Origin of the sequence: Nocardia sp. CA-120079, assembly GCF_050955745.1 — a bacterium.
Taxonomy (GTDB): domain Bacteria; phylum Actinomycetota; class Actinomycetes; order Mycobacteriales; family Mycobacteriaceae; genus Nocardia.
This window is the reverse complement of the sequence record NZ_CP192089.1, coordinates 93,180-108,231: the sequence shown is the minus strand read 5'-3', so window position 1 is coordinate 108,231 and position 15,052 is coordinate 93,180. Positions and strand designations below refer to the sequence as shown.

The following is a 15,052-nucleotide window of genomic DNA, read 5'->3' as shown; positions in this document are numbered from 1 at the left end:
TCGCCGACCGGCGGGGCGAGATCACGCCACGCCCGCGCCGCTGTCGGTGTCGGGACTGGCGGTGCTCGGGAACGACAGTGCCCGGACGCTGGGCTCGATGGGTGCGAGTTCCTTCAATGTGGCATCGGCCCCGCGCAGTTCGGCCATCTTCCGGGCGCCGGGAAGCACACGGCCCTCGAAGGAGCCGACCGTTTTGTTGAAGTTCTCGACCGCCTTCCCCAGACTGGCGCCCATAGCGTTCAGGTGCTCGACCATCGTGGCGATTCGCTTGTACAGGTCGCCGCCGAGTTTCGCTATCTGCTCGGCGTTTTCGGCGAGCGACTGCCGCTGCCACATGTAAGCGACCGTGCGCAGCGACATCAGCAGATTCGTCGGGGTGGCAATAATGACCTTGCTGGCGATCGCGAAATCCCACAGTCCGGCGTCGTGGTCCAGGGCCGCGTGCAGGAAGGCGTCCGCCGGCAGGAACATCACCACGAATTCCGGGGTGCACGCGAACTGGGACCAATACTGTTTGGCCGCAAGCTGTTCAACGTGCCGGCGGACATTGCGCGCATGAGCGGACGCACGCTCCTGGCGGGCAGCCTCGTCGTCGGCATCCTGCGCCTCGAGGAACGCCCCGAAAGGTGCTTTCGCATCGACCACGATTGTCTTGCCGCCACCGAGTTTGATCACCATGTCCGGCCGCACGTTGGCGTCGTCGGTGACGACATGCACTTGCTGCTCGAAGTCCACGTGCTCGACCATGCCGGCCGCCTCCACGATGGTGCGCAGTTTCAGCTCGCCCCACTGCCCGCGAACTCCGGGCTTGCGCAGCGCGGTGACCAGTTGCTCGGTCTCCTTGCGGATTCGCTCGTTGGTGTGATTCGCCATCTTCACCTGCTCGCTCACCGCCGCGAACGCGCCGACACCGCTTTCGTGGAATGTCTGCACCTTGGTATGGAGCTTGTCGAGCTCCTGGCGCAGCGGTGTGACCATGGCTTCGATCGCTGTCTTGCGCTGATCCATCTCCCCGGCAGTGGCCTTCGCGCGATGATCGGTCATTTCGGTGAACCGCTGGATCAGCTGTGAACCGGACTGCTGCAAGACCTCCCCGGCCATCTGCCGGACGGTGTGCTGCATCTCCTCCTGAGCACCGCGCAGCAGGCCCAGCTGTTCGGCGAACCGCTGCCGTTCCCCATCCAGCTGGGCTTGCAGGCCTCCCCGCACGGTAGCGGCCTCCTGAAGCTGCCGCTGCAACGCCTGGACCTGTGCTACCGCGGCGTCGCGTTCGCTACGCGCACGCTCAGCCTGCTGATGTTCCTGCCGGGCATGTTCCTCGGCACCGTCGGCGCGGCCACGCGAGACCATATATCCGGCACCCGCTGCCAGCGCAGCGACGATGACAACGACGATAATGAAAGCAATCGAACTGATCACGCCAAACCCTCCATAACTCAAATGATTTCGGGCACCGGCTTTGGAGAAACAGAGCCGGTTAAGGTGACGCAGACGATCGACCAGAACTCGGGGGCGTCGATCGGCGCAGAGCATGCCACACCCCACCGACAACAACGCCAGCCCAGCTCATAGCCAGCACCGAAATCGAACCCGAAGCCAATACCGGCGAAGACGACATCGACGATCTCGACCACATCGACCCAGCCCATCTCGGCACCGACGAGACCCAGGCGGCCCATGGCAGACCGTTGCCGAGGACCACCGTGAACCTCCATCGCTCGAGCCCTACGACGCGCTGCTGAGCAAGCCCGGCATCCGGTACGCTCGCCGACATCGCCGGAGCCAAGCCGAGATCGGAGCAATAACGTTGGCAGACAACAACTCCTACGGCCAGTTGGTGCGCTGGCGCGCCTACCTTCCGTGTCCCGGATGCCCGGGTGGCGAACACGTCGATCTCGCACCGGGCCGACTATCGCCGGACGGCACGGTCGAGATCCGTACCTGCCCCGAATGTGGGACCGAGATCCCAACCGAACCCCGCTTCACCTGCCCTCCGGGCGAGGCAACCGACTGGCTCGAATGACCTGACACGCTCCCCCGGGTTGCCATGGCTGCCGACCAGGCCGGGGTAGCGTGATCGGTGCCCCAATTGAGTTGGGTGCGTACACATTCGAAGGTAGGCCCTGGTCGTTTGATCGGGGCCTACTGCGTGTTCCCCCGTCGGCGGCCATCACCGCCGTCGTCGCGCGTGTCGGGTGTTGCCAGCCCTTGGGCGACGAGGCTGGCCATCACCCTGCGCACCTCAACGAGGTCGGCATCGGCGAATATCGCGAGGTCGGCGGCCGGATAGGGCCCGGTGCCGTGGCGTTGGACAACGTCGAAGATCACACGGAAGACCACGAGATCGTGCGCCTGCTCAGCTATCGACTCCAGCTCACCGATAACTCGATCGAGCCAATCTGCATCCTCGCCATGACGACGGGGGCGTTCGGCCCGCGCCGTCGACACAAGCTGGTCGAACTGGGTGGCAATCGCGGCGATCAGCTCGTCACGGCCTGGGGCGTCCACCTTTCCAGCCTTGCCCGTCGCTGCGGTGCTGTCCACCCGCAAATCCGAACGCACAACTGGCGTGTTCACAGCGTATTGAGAACTGTCAGGAGTGTCCGACCAGGGCGGTGATGAGTCGGCGGGCCGCGGCTCGGGTGAGCCGCCGCACCGCCCGCTCGGATGTTTCGCCCTCTGCGCGGGGGTCGATGTCGGTTCCCTTGATGGCCTTGACGAATTCGGCCTCGAAGCGTTCAGGATCCGCCTCGGCGGCCAGGGCCTTGAGGTAGTCGATCTGTTTGGCACTCGCCGGTTCGGTCTCGGCTCGGGCGCTGCGTTCGCGTAGCTGGGCGTAGTGGGCGTCGCTGGCAGCTTTGCGGTCGGCTTGGGCTTCGGGGCTGCGGTCGATGACCTGCACCTGTTCGATCCAATCCTGAGTGCCGGGTGTGCCGGTCACCGCCTCCCACAACGCGTTCGTCGTCAAAGCGTCCTCGTCCACGCCTTCGGTGAGACCGGGACCGGTCAGCGCGACGAATCCGCCACCGGCCCGCACGACGGTGAACCCGGCGGGCTCCGCGTGAGCGCTGATCCAATCCATCCCGCACCCGCAGTTGCGGTGGTAGCGGCCCCATTTCGAGAGCAACGCCTCATAGACCAGGCGGTCACCGTAGTGATAGCTATCGCGCGTGAATCCCGACACCCGCGCCAGTGTCGCACGTACCGGCGCGGATGGGAGTTGTTCGCGCGGAGTACCTTTCGATGAACTCTGTCCGTAGACAGAGTTCATCGATCCAGAGTCAGGGCGCGACCCAGTTCCAGGGACGCTCACCTTTCTGACCGCGCAGGCAGGCCAGCCGGTAGTCGGCTTGGGCGCGAGCGTGGGCGCTGACCCCGGCGTGGCGCAGCGCGAACAAACACAGCTCGAACGAGCGGACATCACGGATCACCGTGTAGCCCTCCCATGCGGTGACATCGGCGCCGTAGGCGTCGCGGAATCGCGCCCAGCGTGATGGCGGGTCCGACAGGGTGTCGGACTGGAAGGCCACCGTCGCCTGATCCCACTGCGGTGGTCCGATGCAGCAACGCTCCAAATCCACCACATGCCCGCCTTGCGGGGCGGCCATGGTGTTCGCCGGGCTCGGGTCGCCGTGGATCACGCACCACGGGTCGGGCCACTCGAGGCCGTCCCATCGCGACCGCAACTGCGCGCAGTGCTCGCTCAGCCACGATTTCGAGGCTTCGTCGGTCAGGCACTGGGCGATGCGTGCGGTGAACTCGGGCAGAGCGAACCGCGCTAAGCCCAGGTGGGAGGGCACCCGCAGCGCGTGCAGCCTCGCCAGCATGGTGCCGGTCTCGGCGGCGTCGGCCGGACCGCCTCCGCCGAGGTCTTCCCAGAATGTCACCGGTCGACCGTCGACGACGACTGGATCGGGCACCAGCGGCTCAGGTGCGCGAACGTGGTGGGAGCGCAGCCAATCGGCGGCGCGTAGTTCGCGCACAGCGGTGGAGAGCTGTCCGCGCTGATGCACACGGATGACAGTCGGTCCGTCGGTGCGCAGCATCGCGTTGTCGCGCAACCGGATCGGGACAATCCGGCGCGAGGGAATGTGAGCGCCTACGCAGGCCCGGCGAGCCAGGTCCACGATGTCGATTGTGGTCATGGTGGCACTTCTTTGGTCAATGTTGGGCGGACAGGGCGGCGGCGGTCTCGAACAGCGCGGCGGAATTCGCGCCTTTGATCAGCACGACATCCCGATCACCAAGGGCGTCCAGCAGTCCGAGTACCTGCTCCTTGGAGGCGACATAGGCGACGTGGGTTGAACCGGCCTGGCGGGCGGCGGTGGCCATCAGCTCGGCGTTGTTCCCGCCGACGGTGATCAGCTGGCCGATGCCGAGGCCGGCGACCTGACGGCCGATCTCCTCATGCAGTTGTGGAGCGCGATCGCCGAGTTCGCGCATCTCACCGAGAACCGCAATCGACGGGCGGTCATCAGCGGCGATGATCGCCAGCGAGCGCAAGGCCGCCGAGACGGACTCGGGGCTGGCGTTGAACGCGTCGTTGATGATGGTCACACCATCGCCTCGCGTCGATACCTCCATGCGACTGCCCGACAACAGCGTGGCCTCGTTGAGCGCTTCCACCACTGCGGACAACGGCACACCCGCGCTCAATGCCAGCGCGGCCGCGGCGAGTGCGTTGGTGAGGTGATGTTCACCCACCACCCGCAGCCGCACCGGTGCGCTGTCGGTGTCGTAGCGCAGAGTGAAGCAGGCTCGGGCTTGGTCATCGAGGGTGACGTTCTCGGCGCGTACGTCGGCGTCGGCGCTGGTGCCGAACCACAGGACGTGCGCGATGGTGTGATCAGCCATGGCCCGCACAAGCGGGTCGTCGGCGTTGAGGACCGCCGTGTCGGCCTCATCGAGCGCTTCGACCAGTTCGCGTTTGGCCTCGGCGATGGCCTCCTGGGTACCGAATTCGCCAAGGTGTGCGGAGCCGACACCCAGCACGGCTCCGATCGTGGGGCGTGCAATCCGCGCGAGCTGTTCGATATGGCCTTTGCCCCGGGCTCCCATCTCCAGAACCAGGAAGTCGGTATCGGCCTCCACGCGCAGCACGGTGTGAGGAAACCCGATCTCGTTGTTGAATGACCGCTCCGTGGCAATCACCCGGCCATGACGCGCAAGGATCTGGGTCAGAAGGTCTTTGGTGGAAGTTTTGCCCGCCGAGCCGGTGATGGCGAGCACTGTTCCGGTGTAGCGGGCGGCGACCTCCCTCGCGAGATCGCTCATCGCGGTTACGACATCACCGACGATGACGCCCGGGACACCGGTCGGGCGGGTGGCCAGCACGGCGACCGCACCGGCGCCGATCGCGTCGGCGGCGTAGTTATGGCCATCGGTGCGAGCCCCGGCCAGGCAGGCAAACAGCCCACCCGCCACGACATTTCGGGAGTCGAACGCGGTGGATGCGGTGACCGTAGCCAGCTCGTCCGAGGTGCCATCGAGGTACCCGCCGGTGGCTTGGGCAACCTCGGCAAGGGTCATGGGAATCATCGGTGAGAGTCCTTTCCAATTCGAGCGATAGACGTGTGGCCCTCGGCGGCCCGGAACATGTGGCTGAGCAAGATCATTCCCCTTCGATGGTGGTCGACCTACCGCGAACGGGCGGGCGGGGTCATCGTCGCCTGCACCGGCGCGGCCGGTGCGCGTGCCGCCCAGGTAGGCGCAGGCGGCGCCGCTCGCGTGCGCACCAGGTCACGACGGAGCCGAGCAGGATTCCGAGCGCGAAACTCGCCAGCAGATCGAGCATCATCTCCACCCCTTCTCTCGGTGTCGGCCAGATGGTTATGGTCCCTTCAGCGTGTGCGCCCGCGAACCCGAAATCGGCTACAGCTGTCTACAGTTCGCGACTACCATCCGGTAATGGCCGACAGCCGAGAGGCAGCTGTCATCGGCGCACGCCTACGGGCGGCCCGGGAGGCGGCAGGGGTGTCACTCGGCGGGCTCTCGCGCAAGATCCCCTACAGCCGCGCAGCACTCGGACACTACGAAACCGGCGCGCGCACCGCGCCACCGGATGTCATTTCCTGGTATGAACGAGTTTTCGGTGGTGCCGCCACCGACCCTGTGACCTCGCTATCGACGCTCGGGAAGGCCGATGTGGATCGACGCTCGTTCCTGCGCCGCGCCACCTACTCCGCCGCCCTATCAGCCACCGCACTGGGGTTGACACCAGAGGTCGGGCGCATCGCCGCTATCGCCGATGACCGCATCGTCGGTATGGGCGAGATCGACGCGCTACGCCAGGTCACCGACGCGTTCTGCCGCCTCGACGAGCACCGCGGCGGCGGAGTCGGACGCACCGCGATAGCGGAGTTCCTGGCCACCGATGTAGCCGACCTGCTGCGCTCGCGCTTCGCCAGCAGCCAAGTGAAATCCCAAGCGCTCTCCGCCGCAGCCGAATTGGCGTACCTGGCCGGTTTCAAAGCCCACGACGCCGGATTCGACGGAATGGCCCAACGCTACTACCTCACCGCGCTGGGCCTGGCCGAAGAATCCCAGGTCCCCGGCCACGACGGGTGGATCTTCCGGATACTCGCCCTGCAAGGCGCCGACCTCGGCAACCGTATGTTCAGCGTCAACCTCGCCGAAGAAGCAGCACGCCGCGCCCACGGGCGCGTCGACGCGTCCACCCAAGCCCTGTTCACCATCGCCGTGGCCCGATGCCACGCCGAAACCGGCGGCAGGCGTGAAGCCCACGACGCACTGCGCACCGTCGAGCCGTGGATAGACGCCGCCGGCGTCGGTGAACTACCCGCGTGGTGCGCCTGGTGGGGCGGGGACAAGGCCACGGTGAACAATCAAGCCGCGAAAACACTACGAGCACTGGCCGAATGGGGTGAAGCCGAATCCCACCACCTGCTCGCCACCACATTCTGGGATCCCCAGAAACATCGCCGCGTGTACGGACGCACCATGGCCGATGTCGGCCTGGCCCGATGGGAGAACGGCGACCCGGGCGGAGCCGTCGCGGCGTGGGAGATCGCCATCCCCATCCTGGCACCCCTGCAATCCACCCGAGCCGACGCGGCCCTGGCGAAGATCCGCAAACGCGCACCCCAACTCGTCCTGACCTAGCGCCAGCGGGTACCCACTGAGCCGGGAAAGACAGATTCCACGACGTCAGTAGTGACGCGTCACCACTGACGGCAAGTCTCGGTAAACGAAAGCGTTGACGCGACGATCTGTAAATGGATACGTTTACAGCTATGCCGATCATGGAGTCCGCCGATCAGTTGGCCCTGCGCGCCCGCCTGCAGCGCTACGCCGACCCCGACGACCGATGGATCAGCCCCTGGCAGTCCGTCGAGGCCGTCCGCACCGCCATCACTCCGGCCTTCCACGACGACCGGGCCCGCCGCGGACTGCCCACCGCTGAGGACGTGAGCGCCACCGACGTGATCGCGGCGCTGCAACTGCTGGCCGCGCACCGTGAGTACGTCGACATCGTCGAGAGCCACCTGCTCGCCGCCGCTCGCGACCGGGGCGTGTCGCTGTCCGAACTCGCCGCCGCGCTCGGACGCGGCACTCGTCAGGGGATGAACCAATACGCCCAGCGCGTCGCCCAGCGCGCCACCGAAAACGCCTCTCGCGCACCGATTATCCGCCCGACACCAACCGCCGCACCGCCGCCGAGATCGGCCCCGCGGCCGCAGGCCCCGGCGATGGCGTCCGACCCGCCGCCGAGCGGCGCCCGCAACTCCGCCCCTGAGCCCGAACCCGAATCGGCCCCACCCGCCGCTCGCGTCCAGGACACCGAAGCCGTGGCCACCCCCGGTACCCCGGTGCCGCACGCCTTGCTCATCGACGGACTCCCCGCCCGGGCGCGCACCGCATCGGATCCGGTCCGGGAGCCCGACACTTCGCAGCCCGGGGAACCTCTCGCCCCGGCACCCGCCGACGAACCGCAGGCCCCGCTGTATCAGGCCGTGCCCGTCGCACCCGTCGCGGCCCCGGATCCGTTGCCGCCCATCGTCATCGAGACCGACGACGCAGACGAGCCCGACCGCGACGAGCTCGCCAGGCGCGAGGCCGACCGGCTCGCTCGCACCGCGAATCCGGCGTGGCGGATGCGCCAGACCGCGCACAAGAACCTGCCGCAGGCCCCCGTCACCTGCCCCGGCTGTGGCCACACCGCCACCGCGGACGCCGAACGCGGCCGTTTGAAGCAAGACATCCAGGTCATCTGGCTCGAAGAGGATCCAGAGTTCGAGGGCGGCCTGGTCGAACGCCGCCACTGCCAACGGTGCCGCCCGGATCCGGCCCTGCCGGTGGCCGATGTCGAATGCATGCTGTGCACCGCCCCCGACAACGCGCCCTTCCTGCTCGGACGCTGGGCCGCCGAGCTGCACGCCACGGGCACCCTGCCGATGCTGGTGCGGCGCTGGCTCACCGTGCGCGGGCACTGGCACGAGGTACCCGAGGTCGGCATGGTGTGCCCCGACCATCCCGAGGCGTAACTGCCCCAGCTGATCCGGTGGGAAAGGTATCCATATGGATACTCGGCGACTTTTCTGTCAGCGGCGCGGGTCGCCGATGCCCATGTCGCGGCGGGCGCGGTGGAGTTGTTCGTGGTGTTCGCGGCCATGGCTGACGGCTGCGGCGACCACGGTCGCCGGGGATCGGCGAGACCAGCGCTCGATAGCGAGTCGGGCGAGGGTGCCGACGGGCAGTTTGTACACCTTGCTCGGGATGTTCAGCGCGGCGATCACCGACATCATCCGCATGACGCGGGCGGTGGCAGTGGCCCGGCTGGGCAGTTCGGCCAGTACCTGTTCACGCGCTTGGTCGAGGAGGTCGGCGTGGTGTGCCCGCGCATCCGCCAGCAGGGCATCGGCCCGGTCGGCATAGTCGGCGGGCAGATAGAAGCTGACCACCGATGCGAGCGGGAACCCATGCCCGCGCTCGAGAGCGAGATCGCCGCGGATGCGATCGGCGTAGCGGATCAACTTCAGGTAATCGGGTTCGGCGCGGTCGAGCAGGTCGATCACCGCCGCGGCGATGCAGTCGGAACTGGACGCGGGCGGGCGACGGTTCGGGGTGCTCCAGCGCCGATCGGACACAGTGAGCTGGCGGCGCCAGCCATCAACGATGCGGGCCTGGGCGATGGTCAGCTTGCCCGTCGAGCAGTGGCGCGCAGGTTCGGCGGGTTCGTCCTCGCCGTCACCGTCGTCATCCGGATCACTGTCGTCCGGCGGGGTCCCCCGGCCCGTGTCACCGTCCGCATCGGGGCCGACCCCGGGATCACCCAGTGCGTTGTCGATCAGCTCGAGCACGCGATCGGCGTCGCTGCGACCCGCTGCCATCGACCCATCCAGAGAAGCATCCATATGGATACTTTACATTAAATTCGCAGCTAGAGATCACTTTTCATATGTCGGTGAGTAGGTCTATCGTCTGGTTCGACAGTGTTGGAATCTGCTCGAGAGAAGGGGACTGTGGGTATGGGTGCTGGCAAGGACTTCGGCCCGATTCAGGCGTCGCGTGAGCTGGGCTTGGCGCGGTGGCAGTTCGAGGCGGCGCGAGCTCAGGGCACGATCGGTGCGCCCGATCGTGCCGGTCGATGGTCGGCCGAGTTGATCGCCGACGCCGCGGACCGGATCGCACAGATTCGAGATGGGCTGCCGGACGGACCGCCGATCGGGGCCACTCGCGCGGCGGAGCGGATCGCGCATCGCCTCGACGGGCTGACGGTGGCTGGCGTGGAGGTCGACGCGCTGGCCCAGCGCGGGCTGTTGGTGGAGGTGGACGACTACAAGGGCCATCCCCTCTACGACCAAGATGATCTGGACCAGGTCGCCACCGAGCACGCGGGCCTGATCGCGCAGCTGGTCGCCGAGCGACTCGCCTGGCAACAGGCCTCACTCACCCGGGACCAGGCGTGCGAGCGGTTGGGGTGGAAGCGGGCCGAGTTCGCGCGAGTGACACGGGAACGAGGCCTCGAGGCAGGCAGGTTCGACCGATGGGCACGCGCCGACGTCGAGGCATTGGCCACCGACGAGGAACTCGGCGAGGCACTGCGCCGTGCCCGGCTGCTGGGCCCGGACCAGGCCGCGCAGCATCTGCAGTTGCGGCGCCGGGACTTCGACTACCTCATCGCGGCCGGATTCCTCACCGCGGCAAAACATATCGAATCCGAGATCAGCCGCCGCCGGTATGTGACCGTGGCCCTGTACACGATCGGCGCGTGCGAAGACCTGCTCGGTTTCGACGCGATCGACTGGGAGCGTCTGCGCGGTTTGCGTCCGGGTGAGCCGTCACCGCTGCGGGAGATCACCGTGCTGCCGATCGAGCGCGCGACCCTGGTCCGCGGCCTAGCCGCCGACCTGAGCGAGACCCACGGTGTGGAGGTGGATCCGCGCTACGACTACCGCGCCGACACCTGGCGGCTGCGCTGGACACCCAACGCCACCGGGAACCCGAGCCGCGACACCGTGGCCGCCGAGATCGCTGCCCGTCCGCTGCTGCGCCCACACGCGAACCGGATCACCCTGCACCCCGAGACCACCGACCAGCAGGACCACACATGAGCGACGTGCAGATACGACTGATCGGCCAGCCTCACGAGATCACCGCGATCATGCAGACCCTGCACACCGCCGGGATAAGCGTGGCCTGGGACGGCCGCACCCGACCCCGCCGAGACGGGAACTGCGTCAGCGCCTACGCCACGATCACCGCTGCACAAGCACCTCAAGAACGGCGCTAAACCGTCCAGTTTCCTGACGGTTCCGGGACAGGACAGGGGTGCAGGTAACTCGCTACCGCCGGATTCCGCGCCTCTGCTCACACCACCTCGAGCAATCGCGCGGTGGCCGGATCCCAGACGAGGTGTCCGTGCGGGTGCAGCGCCGCGTCGGCCTGCATGCCGCAGTCGCGGCACCGCAGCTGTATTTGCCCGCCGACGGCGAAAGACTCGAAATCGTCCATCACGCCGCCGCATCCAGGGCATACGTCGCTGTTGCGGAGAGTCTGCATGGTGCCCAAGGCTAGCTCGCGGGCTGTGGAACAGTGTGTTGCCTCGCCGACCCACCCCGTGGTGCACCAGAGACTCGGTATCTCTTGTGCGGGTGCGAGTGTGGTGGACATGCTGAGTGCATGCGGGCCCGCGATATAGAGATCGGGGGCACATACCTCGTTTTCGTGCCCTACCGGCTGCCAATAAGTCGCTACCCAGATCGTGCCCAGCCCGGCACGCCGGAGTGGTCGTGGTGGTGGATGATGGGCTGCCGGTTTCGACTGACCGTGACCGCGCTCGACACCACTGGTAATACACCGATGGTCGAAGGGCTGCGGGTCACCGAGAGTTCGCTGACCGAGGTGGAACTCTCCGATGAGCAAGCCGCCGCGCTCGGCCTGCCCTATGGCAGGTACCGCGTGCGCGGCCAGATCCTCGACGACAGAGATTGGCCCGTCATGCTCCCGGAAGTGCGGCCGCTGCAGATCCCGGTGCGCTGGCTGCGCCCCACCACCGGACCACCACCCCGCACCCATGTCGACCTCGACATACTCGGCCCGTGGGGCTTCTAGTCGAAGTGCCCGATCGAGCTGGTGGGCGGATCGTCAGGCCGTTCCTCCTGGGAAAGGTCTAGTCTCTGCGGGGTGAGCGACGGCTATGAGCAGAACTGATACCCAACTTTCTGCGATCGGATACTTCACTGACATTGTGCGAGAAAGGATCTCGATCACCGTCAGATCGAGCTGTTCACCCCGGCCCTCGAGCAGCCATACAGGCTGACGACGCGCCGATGGATAAGGCCACGCGGGTCTATGAAATCCCACTGCGATATGGACATATAAGCATCTAACGATGCACCTGTCCGCGTCAGCTGCCGGCCCCGCACCGACAACCACGTCAACCATCCAGAACGCATCGGCGGTGGTGCGCGCCGCCGTCGAACACGCCCGCGAGCACCACGACCAGATGCACCGCGCACGCCGCGACATGGGCACCGAATAGCCCCGCCTACCAGCTTCCATACAGCGCACGGACACGGAGGGTATCCAAATGGAAACCCTCCGAGCAGCCAGGATTCACACGCCGATATAGCACATATAGGCGTTCGGCGATGAGCAGCCTCAGTTCAGCGAGCCCAGGCGGCCATGACGCCTTGCTCCGGACGAGCGGCACGCGACATGGACAGGCAGGGAAACCGAACACAGACACAAGCGATTCCCGCCCGCACCGCCGCCGCCGAAGTATCCATATGGATACTCCCACCGCGCGCGATCCGATTTTGCCCTCCAGCCGGCGCGGCTACAGCTCGATGTACTCCCGCGGTGAACCCTGTGCCGCCAGCCGCTGCTCTCCCGGGAATATCCGCAAGGTCGGCAACTGCTCCTCGACCTGCTCACGCGTCAGCGGAGCCGACACCGGTGCCAGACTGACCTTGTCCGACACGTCCTCCCACACTCCTCGCGGGTCCAACGCTCGCACCCGTGCCACCACGCCGTCCTCGACATACACCACCCCACGCAACCAGGGCCGCCGATCCAACGGGATCCGACCAGGGCCTCCCGACAACCGCCGATCCACCTCCCACTGCGGATCCGCCGCATCGGCGAACTCGTCCAGCAACACACGGGCAGATTGCGACTTGCGATACACCACCTGCACACAATCCCCAGCGGGCCGATTGTCCCCCGACGGCTCCTTCAGAACCTCCGGCAGTTCCCATTCCGGGAATGCGCGGCGCGTCCACTCGTACGGCGCGAATGCCGCCCGGTCGTCACTCCAGACCGTCATGATCGTGTGCTTGCCGCGACGCAGCTCATCCCGCAGCACCCGCAGCTTGTCCCGACCAGCTCGCGTACCGATCCGCTCCACCAGCATCTCGTCCACCGGTTGACTCCGCTGCCCGAGATGCCAGTACTTCATCGGCATCAACACGCCCCCGGGCTGGTCGAACCAGGCCACGACAGTAACGGCTTCTTGCTCGTAGGTCTCGTTCACCTGCTCGGCCAGTTTTCTCCGCAGCTTGGTGATGTCGATCAGGCGCAGCTCAGGCACCTGACGAATCTTACGCATATCACGCATCGCATCCGGGAACCTGCCCGCCAGGCACATCCTCGGCCCTCGCGTATCGGTGACCAGCGCCGACATCTGCGCCATCGATCTCACCTCCATCTCTCATGATCATCTCGGCAGCGAACCTGACCAGCCCAACCATCGGAAACCGGCCCGCCCACTCTGTCAATTCTGTATCTTTATATTACGCATTTAACGCAAATTACGCAATTTGAGGCGAGGGAGATACTTCACTCACTTAACCGCGGTGCACATCGAAAACCCTTGCAGTCCTGCGGTTCCCGCCTCTGACCGCTGCTCTTCAGAGCTGCCGCGACACAGTGCCGTCCCCGGCTGGCGCAGCTCCCGCACAATCACCACCCAGCCCGGCACCGCAGAGGTGCTCACCCCGGGCCGGCGCCCGCGAGTTGGCGTCCGGGCAAGAGCTTGCGCGGCCTGCGGCCGCGTGGCCCTGGGTGGGCTGGCCTGCATTGTGATCACGCGCCCCTCACGCGTCAAGGGCGCTCCTTCGTCGCGTCGCCTGCGGCGATGGCCTGGCGGCCACCCTTGACCCGTGAGCCTCTGCGCGCGAAAGGCAGGCCTTCAACGGGCGGGCAGTGCCTGCCCGCCTCCCCGCACAGGCCAGCCCACCCAGGGCCAAAAGGCCCGCGCCGGTTCCACTTCCAGCCGCAGAAATACCGCAACAGCAAAAGGTTGCGCAACGGGGCGAGAGCCCCACTCTCGCAGGGAGGCAGGGCATTCCCAAAGGCACAAAAAACACCACTTGACCAGCAGAAACACGCAAAAAGAAATGTGCGGATCGCCACACAAACCGAATGCGTGACATGTGTGATATGCGTGTAAATCTGCTAGAATAGAGTCAGGCGGGAGAGAGCGGACCGCCAGGGAACCGACCGCCCCACGCGCAGAAAGGCCACAGCGTTGACCACCACACTCGAGCGGCTGACCACCGGCGATCTGATCGCCGCCATCCCGGCGATCCTGGAGCATTTCCCCGAGAACAGGATGTGTCTGATCTTCACCAAGCGCGGACACATCGATATGGTGATCCCTGCGACCATCGACCAGGACCGAGCCGGATTCGCCGCACACATCGCCCGCGTGGCCCACGACTGCCAGATGGAAGCCGCCCGCATTGTCGTCGTCGCCCACCCTGACCGCACCAGCGCGGGCCTCGAGTTCGCCGACCTCGCGCGCGAACACCTCGAAAACCACGGCATCGCGGTACTCTCGCGCGCCCATACCTGGCGCATCCAGCGGGGCGCGATGTGGACCGACCTCGATACCCACAGCGGCGGGACCATCCCCGACCCGGCCACCAGCGCCGCAGCGGTCGCCGTCGTCGCCGCAGGACACCGCATCCTCGAGGCCCGAGCCGATGTCGCCGCGCGCTACATCCCCACCACTACGCCGGATTTCATCACCCGCCGCACCGCTGAAATCCACAGCAACCGGCCCGGATTCGCCGCCACCGTGCTGCGCGAACTCGCCGCCCGGATCGCCGTCAACGGCTACCCCGGCCCCGCCCTGGCCGCGCGCGTGAGCATCCTGGTCACCCTCGACCCCGCCGCGCGTGATGCCATGCTCGGCTTGGGGCTCATCGATCTGGACGCCGCCGCGTCGATCTATATCGATATCGCCAACCAGTTGCGCGGCCTGGCTCGCGCTCACCTGCTCGCTGCCGCCGCGACCCTCTATTACGTCACCGGCCACGGGGTAGCCTCCTTCGAGGCCATCAGCCACGCCCAGACCGCCGCCCGCGCCGCCAAGGTCGAAAACCTCTCGATGATCAATTTCGTGACCACCGCCCACGCGCGCGCATTCCGGCCCGACCTCATCCGGCGCTTTCTCGCAGCCGGGCAAATCGCCGCCGCAAAATTCGGAATAGCCGTCCCCGACTACACCGGATAACCCGAAAACCGCAGCCTACGCAATTCTCCGAGTGACCCGGATCACAACCCGTGAAATTGCGTGATATGC

17 protein-coding genes are annotated in these 15,052 nt (G+C 66.6%); 8 read left to right on the top strand and 9 right to left on the bottom strand.

Features of this window, described 5'->3' with window-relative positions:
- Window positions 1-21: 21 nt before the first annotated feature.
- Together rmuC and ACQPYR_RS43815 are read right to left on the bottom strand one after the other, a co-directional pair.
- Window positions 22-1,419, bottom strand: coding sequence for a DNA recombination protein RmuC (rmuC, locus tag ACQPYR_RS43820; RefSeq protein ID WP_433635498.1), 1,398 nt, complete (start codon window positions 1,417-1,419; stop codon window positions 22-24).
- A 17-nt stretch (window positions 1,420-1,436) separates the two neighbouring features.
- Window positions 1,437-1,679: a hypothetical protein gene (locus ACQPYR_RS43815; RefSeq protein ID WP_433635497.1), complete on the bottom strand. Its 243-nt coding sequence runs from the start codon at window positions 1,677-1,679 to the stop codon at window positions 1,437-1,439.
- A gap of 128 nt (window positions 1,680-1,807) precedes the next feature.
- Here ACQPYR_RS43815 and ACQPYR_RS43810 point away from each other — a divergent pair, with 128 nt between their 5' ends.
- Window positions 1,808-2,023, top strand: coding sequence for a hypothetical protein (locus tag ACQPYR_RS43810; protein WP_433635495.1), 216 nt, complete (start codon window positions 1,808-1,810; stop codon window positions 2,021-2,023).
- Window positions 2,024-2,142: 119 nt separating this feature from the next.
- Here the strand turns inward: ACQPYR_RS43810 and ACQPYR_RS43805 are convergent, their stop codons facing one another.
- The 4 genes from ACQPYR_RS43805 to ACQPYR_RS43790 all read right to left on the bottom strand — a co-directional run bounded on the left by ACQPYR_RS43805 (window position 2,143) and on the right by ACQPYR_RS43790 (window position 5,538).
- Complete coding sequence (locus ACQPYR_RS43805) at window positions 2,143-2,544, bottom strand: hypothetical protein (protein ID WP_433635494.1); 402 nt, start codon at window positions 2,542-2,544, stop codon at window positions 2,143-2,145.
- 49 nt (window positions 2,545-2,593) lie between these two features.
- Window positions 2,594-3,184 (bottom strand): hypothetical protein, encoded by a 591-nt coding sequence (locus ACQPYR_RS43800; RefSeq protein ID WP_433635493.1) that lies wholly within the window; start codon window positions 3,182-3,184, stop codon window positions 2,594-2,596.
- 97 nt (window positions 3,185-3,281) lie between these two features.
- The gene (locus ACQPYR_RS43795) at window positions 3,282-4,145 is read right to left on the bottom strand and encodes a phosphotransferase enzyme family protein (RefSeq protein WP_433635492.1); all 864 of its coding nucleotides are present in this window, start codon (window positions 4,143-4,145) and stop codon (window positions 3,282-3,284) included.
- A 16-nt stretch (window positions 4,146-4,161) separates the two neighbouring features.
- Window positions 4,162-5,538, bottom strand: a complete 1,377-nt coding sequence (locus tag ACQPYR_RS43790; RefSeq protein WP_433635491.1) for a UDP-N-acetylmuramoyl-tripeptide--D-alanyl-D-alanine ligase — start codon at window positions 5,536-5,538, stop codon at window positions 4,162-4,164.
- Window positions 5,539-5,907: 369 nt separating this feature from the next.
- On the opposite strand from ACQPYR_RS43790, the gene ACQPYR_RS43785 reads away from it, so the two are divergent.
- The gene (locus ACQPYR_RS43785; protein WP_433635489.1) at window positions 5,908-7,122 is read left to right on the top strand and encodes a helix-turn-helix domain-containing protein; all 1,215 of its coding nucleotides are present in this window, start codon (window positions 5,908-5,910) and stop codon (window positions 7,120-7,122) included.
- Between the two features lie 113 nt (window positions 7,123-7,235).
- On the top strand, window positions 7,236-8,504 hold the full coding sequence (locus ACQPYR_RS43780) for a hypothetical protein (RefSeq protein WP_433635488.1): 1,269 nt from the start codon (window positions 7,236-7,238) through the stop codon (window positions 8,502-8,504).
- Window positions 8,505-8,561: 57 nt separating this feature from the next.
- On the opposite strand, the gene ACQPYR_RS43775 is transcribed toward ACQPYR_RS43780, so the two are convergent.
- Window positions 8,562-9,374 (bottom strand): hypothetical protein, encoded by an 813-nt coding sequence (locus tag ACQPYR_RS43775; RefSeq protein ID WP_433635487.1) that lies wholly within the window; start codon window positions 9,372-9,374, stop codon window positions 8,562-8,564.
- 114 nt (window positions 9,375-9,488) lie between these two features.
- On the opposite strand from ACQPYR_RS43775, the gene ACQPYR_RS43770 reads away from it, so the two are divergent.
- Together ACQPYR_RS43770 and ACQPYR_RS43765 are read left to right on the top strand one after the other, a co-directional pair.
- Window positions 9,489-10,574 carry a hypothetical protein gene (locus tag ACQPYR_RS43770; protein WP_433635486.1) on the top strand — a complete coding sequence of 362 codons (1,086 nt, stop codon included), beginning with the start codon at window positions 9,489-9,491 and terminating at the stop codon, window positions 10,572-10,574.
- A complete protein-coding gene (locus tag ACQPYR_RS43765; protein WP_433635485.1) occupies window positions 10,571-10,753 on the top strand; it encodes a hypothetical protein in 183 nt (60 codons plus the stop codon). The genes ACQPYR_RS43770 and ACQPYR_RS43765 overlap by 4 nt, the downstream gene beginning before the upstream one ends.
- A gap of 77 nt (window positions 10,754-10,830) precedes the next feature.
- Here the strand turns inward: ACQPYR_RS43765 and ACQPYR_RS43760 are convergent, their stop codons facing one another.
- On the bottom strand, window positions 10,831-11,022 hold the full coding sequence (locus tag ACQPYR_RS43760; protein ID WP_433635484.1) for a hypothetical protein: 192 nt from the start codon (window positions 11,020-11,022) through the stop codon (window positions 10,831-10,833).
- Between the two features lie 120 nt (window positions 11,023-11,142).
- On the opposite strand from ACQPYR_RS43760, the gene ACQPYR_RS43755 reads away from it, so the two are divergent.
- Window positions 11,143-11,574, top strand: a complete 432-nt coding sequence (locus tag ACQPYR_RS43755) for a hypothetical protein (RefSeq protein ID WP_433635482.1) — start codon at window positions 11,143-11,145, stop codon at window positions 11,572-11,574.
- A 280-nt stretch (window positions 11,575-11,854) separates the two neighbouring features.
- Window positions 11,855-12,004, top strand: coding sequence for a hypothetical protein (locus tag ACQPYR_RS43750; RefSeq protein ID WP_433635481.1), 150 nt, complete (start codon window positions 11,855-11,857; stop codon window positions 12,002-12,004).
- A gap of 297 nt (window positions 12,005-12,301) precedes the next feature.
- On the opposite strand, the gene ACQPYR_RS43745 is transcribed toward ACQPYR_RS43750, so the two are convergent.
- Window positions 12,302-13,156 carry a hypothetical protein gene (locus ACQPYR_RS43745; protein WP_433635480.1) on the bottom strand — a complete coding sequence of 285 codons (855 nt, stop codon included), beginning with the start codon at window positions 13,154-13,156 and terminating at the stop codon, window positions 12,302-12,304.
- A gap of 837 nt (window positions 13,157-13,993) precedes the next feature.
- On the opposite strand from ACQPYR_RS43745, the gene ACQPYR_RS43740 reads away from it, so the two are divergent.
- The gene (locus ACQPYR_RS43740; protein WP_433635478.1) at window positions 13,994-14,983 is read left to right on the top strand and encodes a DUF4192 family protein; all 990 of its coding nucleotides are present in this window, start codon (window positions 13,994-13,996) and stop codon (window positions 14,981-14,983) included.
- The last annotated feature ends 69 nt before the right edge of the window (window positions 14,984-15,052 follow it).

Excerpts from the sequence above, each read along its gene's own strand:
- ACQPYR_RS43815 (WP_433635497.1), bottom strand. The coding sequence starts at position 1,679 with ATGGGCCGCCTGGGTCTCGTCGGTGCCGAGATGGGCTGGGTCGATGTG.
- ACQPYR_RS43795 (WP_433635492.1), bottom strand. The coding sequence starts at position 4,145 with ATGACCACAATCGACATCGTGGACCTGGCTCGCCGGGCCTGCGTAGGC.
- ACQPYR_RS43790 (WP_433635491.1), bottom strand. The coding sequence starts at position 5,538 with ATGATTCCCATGACCCTTGCCGAGGTTGCCCAAGCCACCGGCGGGTAC.
- ACQPYR_RS43785 (WP_433635489.1), top strand. The coding sequence starts at position 5,908 with ATGGCCGACAGCCGAGAGGCAGCTGTCATCGGCGCACGCCTACGGGCG.
- ACQPYR_RS43780 (WP_433635488.1), top strand. The coding sequence starts at position 7,236 with ATGGATACGTTTACAGCTATGCCGATCATGGAGTCCGCCGATCAGTTG.
- ACQPYR_RS43775 (WP_433635487.1), bottom strand. The coding sequence starts at position 9,374 with ATGGATGCTTCTCTGGATGGGTCGATGGCAGCGGGTCGCAGCGACGCC.
- ACQPYR_RS43770 (WP_433635486.1), top strand. The coding sequence starts at position 9,489 with ATGGGTGCTGGCAAGGACTTCGGCCCGATTCAGGCGTCGCGTGAGCTG.
- ACQPYR_RS43765 (WP_433635485.1), top strand. The coding sequence starts at position 10,571 with ATGAGCGACGTGCAGATACGACTGATCGGCCAGCCTCACGAGATCACC.
- ACQPYR_RS43760 (WP_433635484.1), bottom strand. The coding sequence starts at position 11,022 with ATGCAGACTCTCCGCAACAGCGACGTATGCCCTGGATGCGGCGGCGTG.
- ACQPYR_RS43755 (WP_433635482.1), top strand. The coding sequence starts at position 11,143 with ATGCGGGCCCGCGATATAGAGATCGGGGGCACATACCTCGTTTTCGTG.
- ACQPYR_RS43750 (WP_433635481.1), top strand. The coding sequence starts at position 11,855 with ATGCACCTGTCCGCGTCAGCTGCCGGCCCCGCACCGACAACCACGTCA.
- ACQPYR_RS43745 (WP_433635480.1), bottom strand. The coding sequence starts at position 13,156 with ATGGCGCAGATGTCGGCGCTGGTCACCGATACGCGAGGGCCGAGGATG.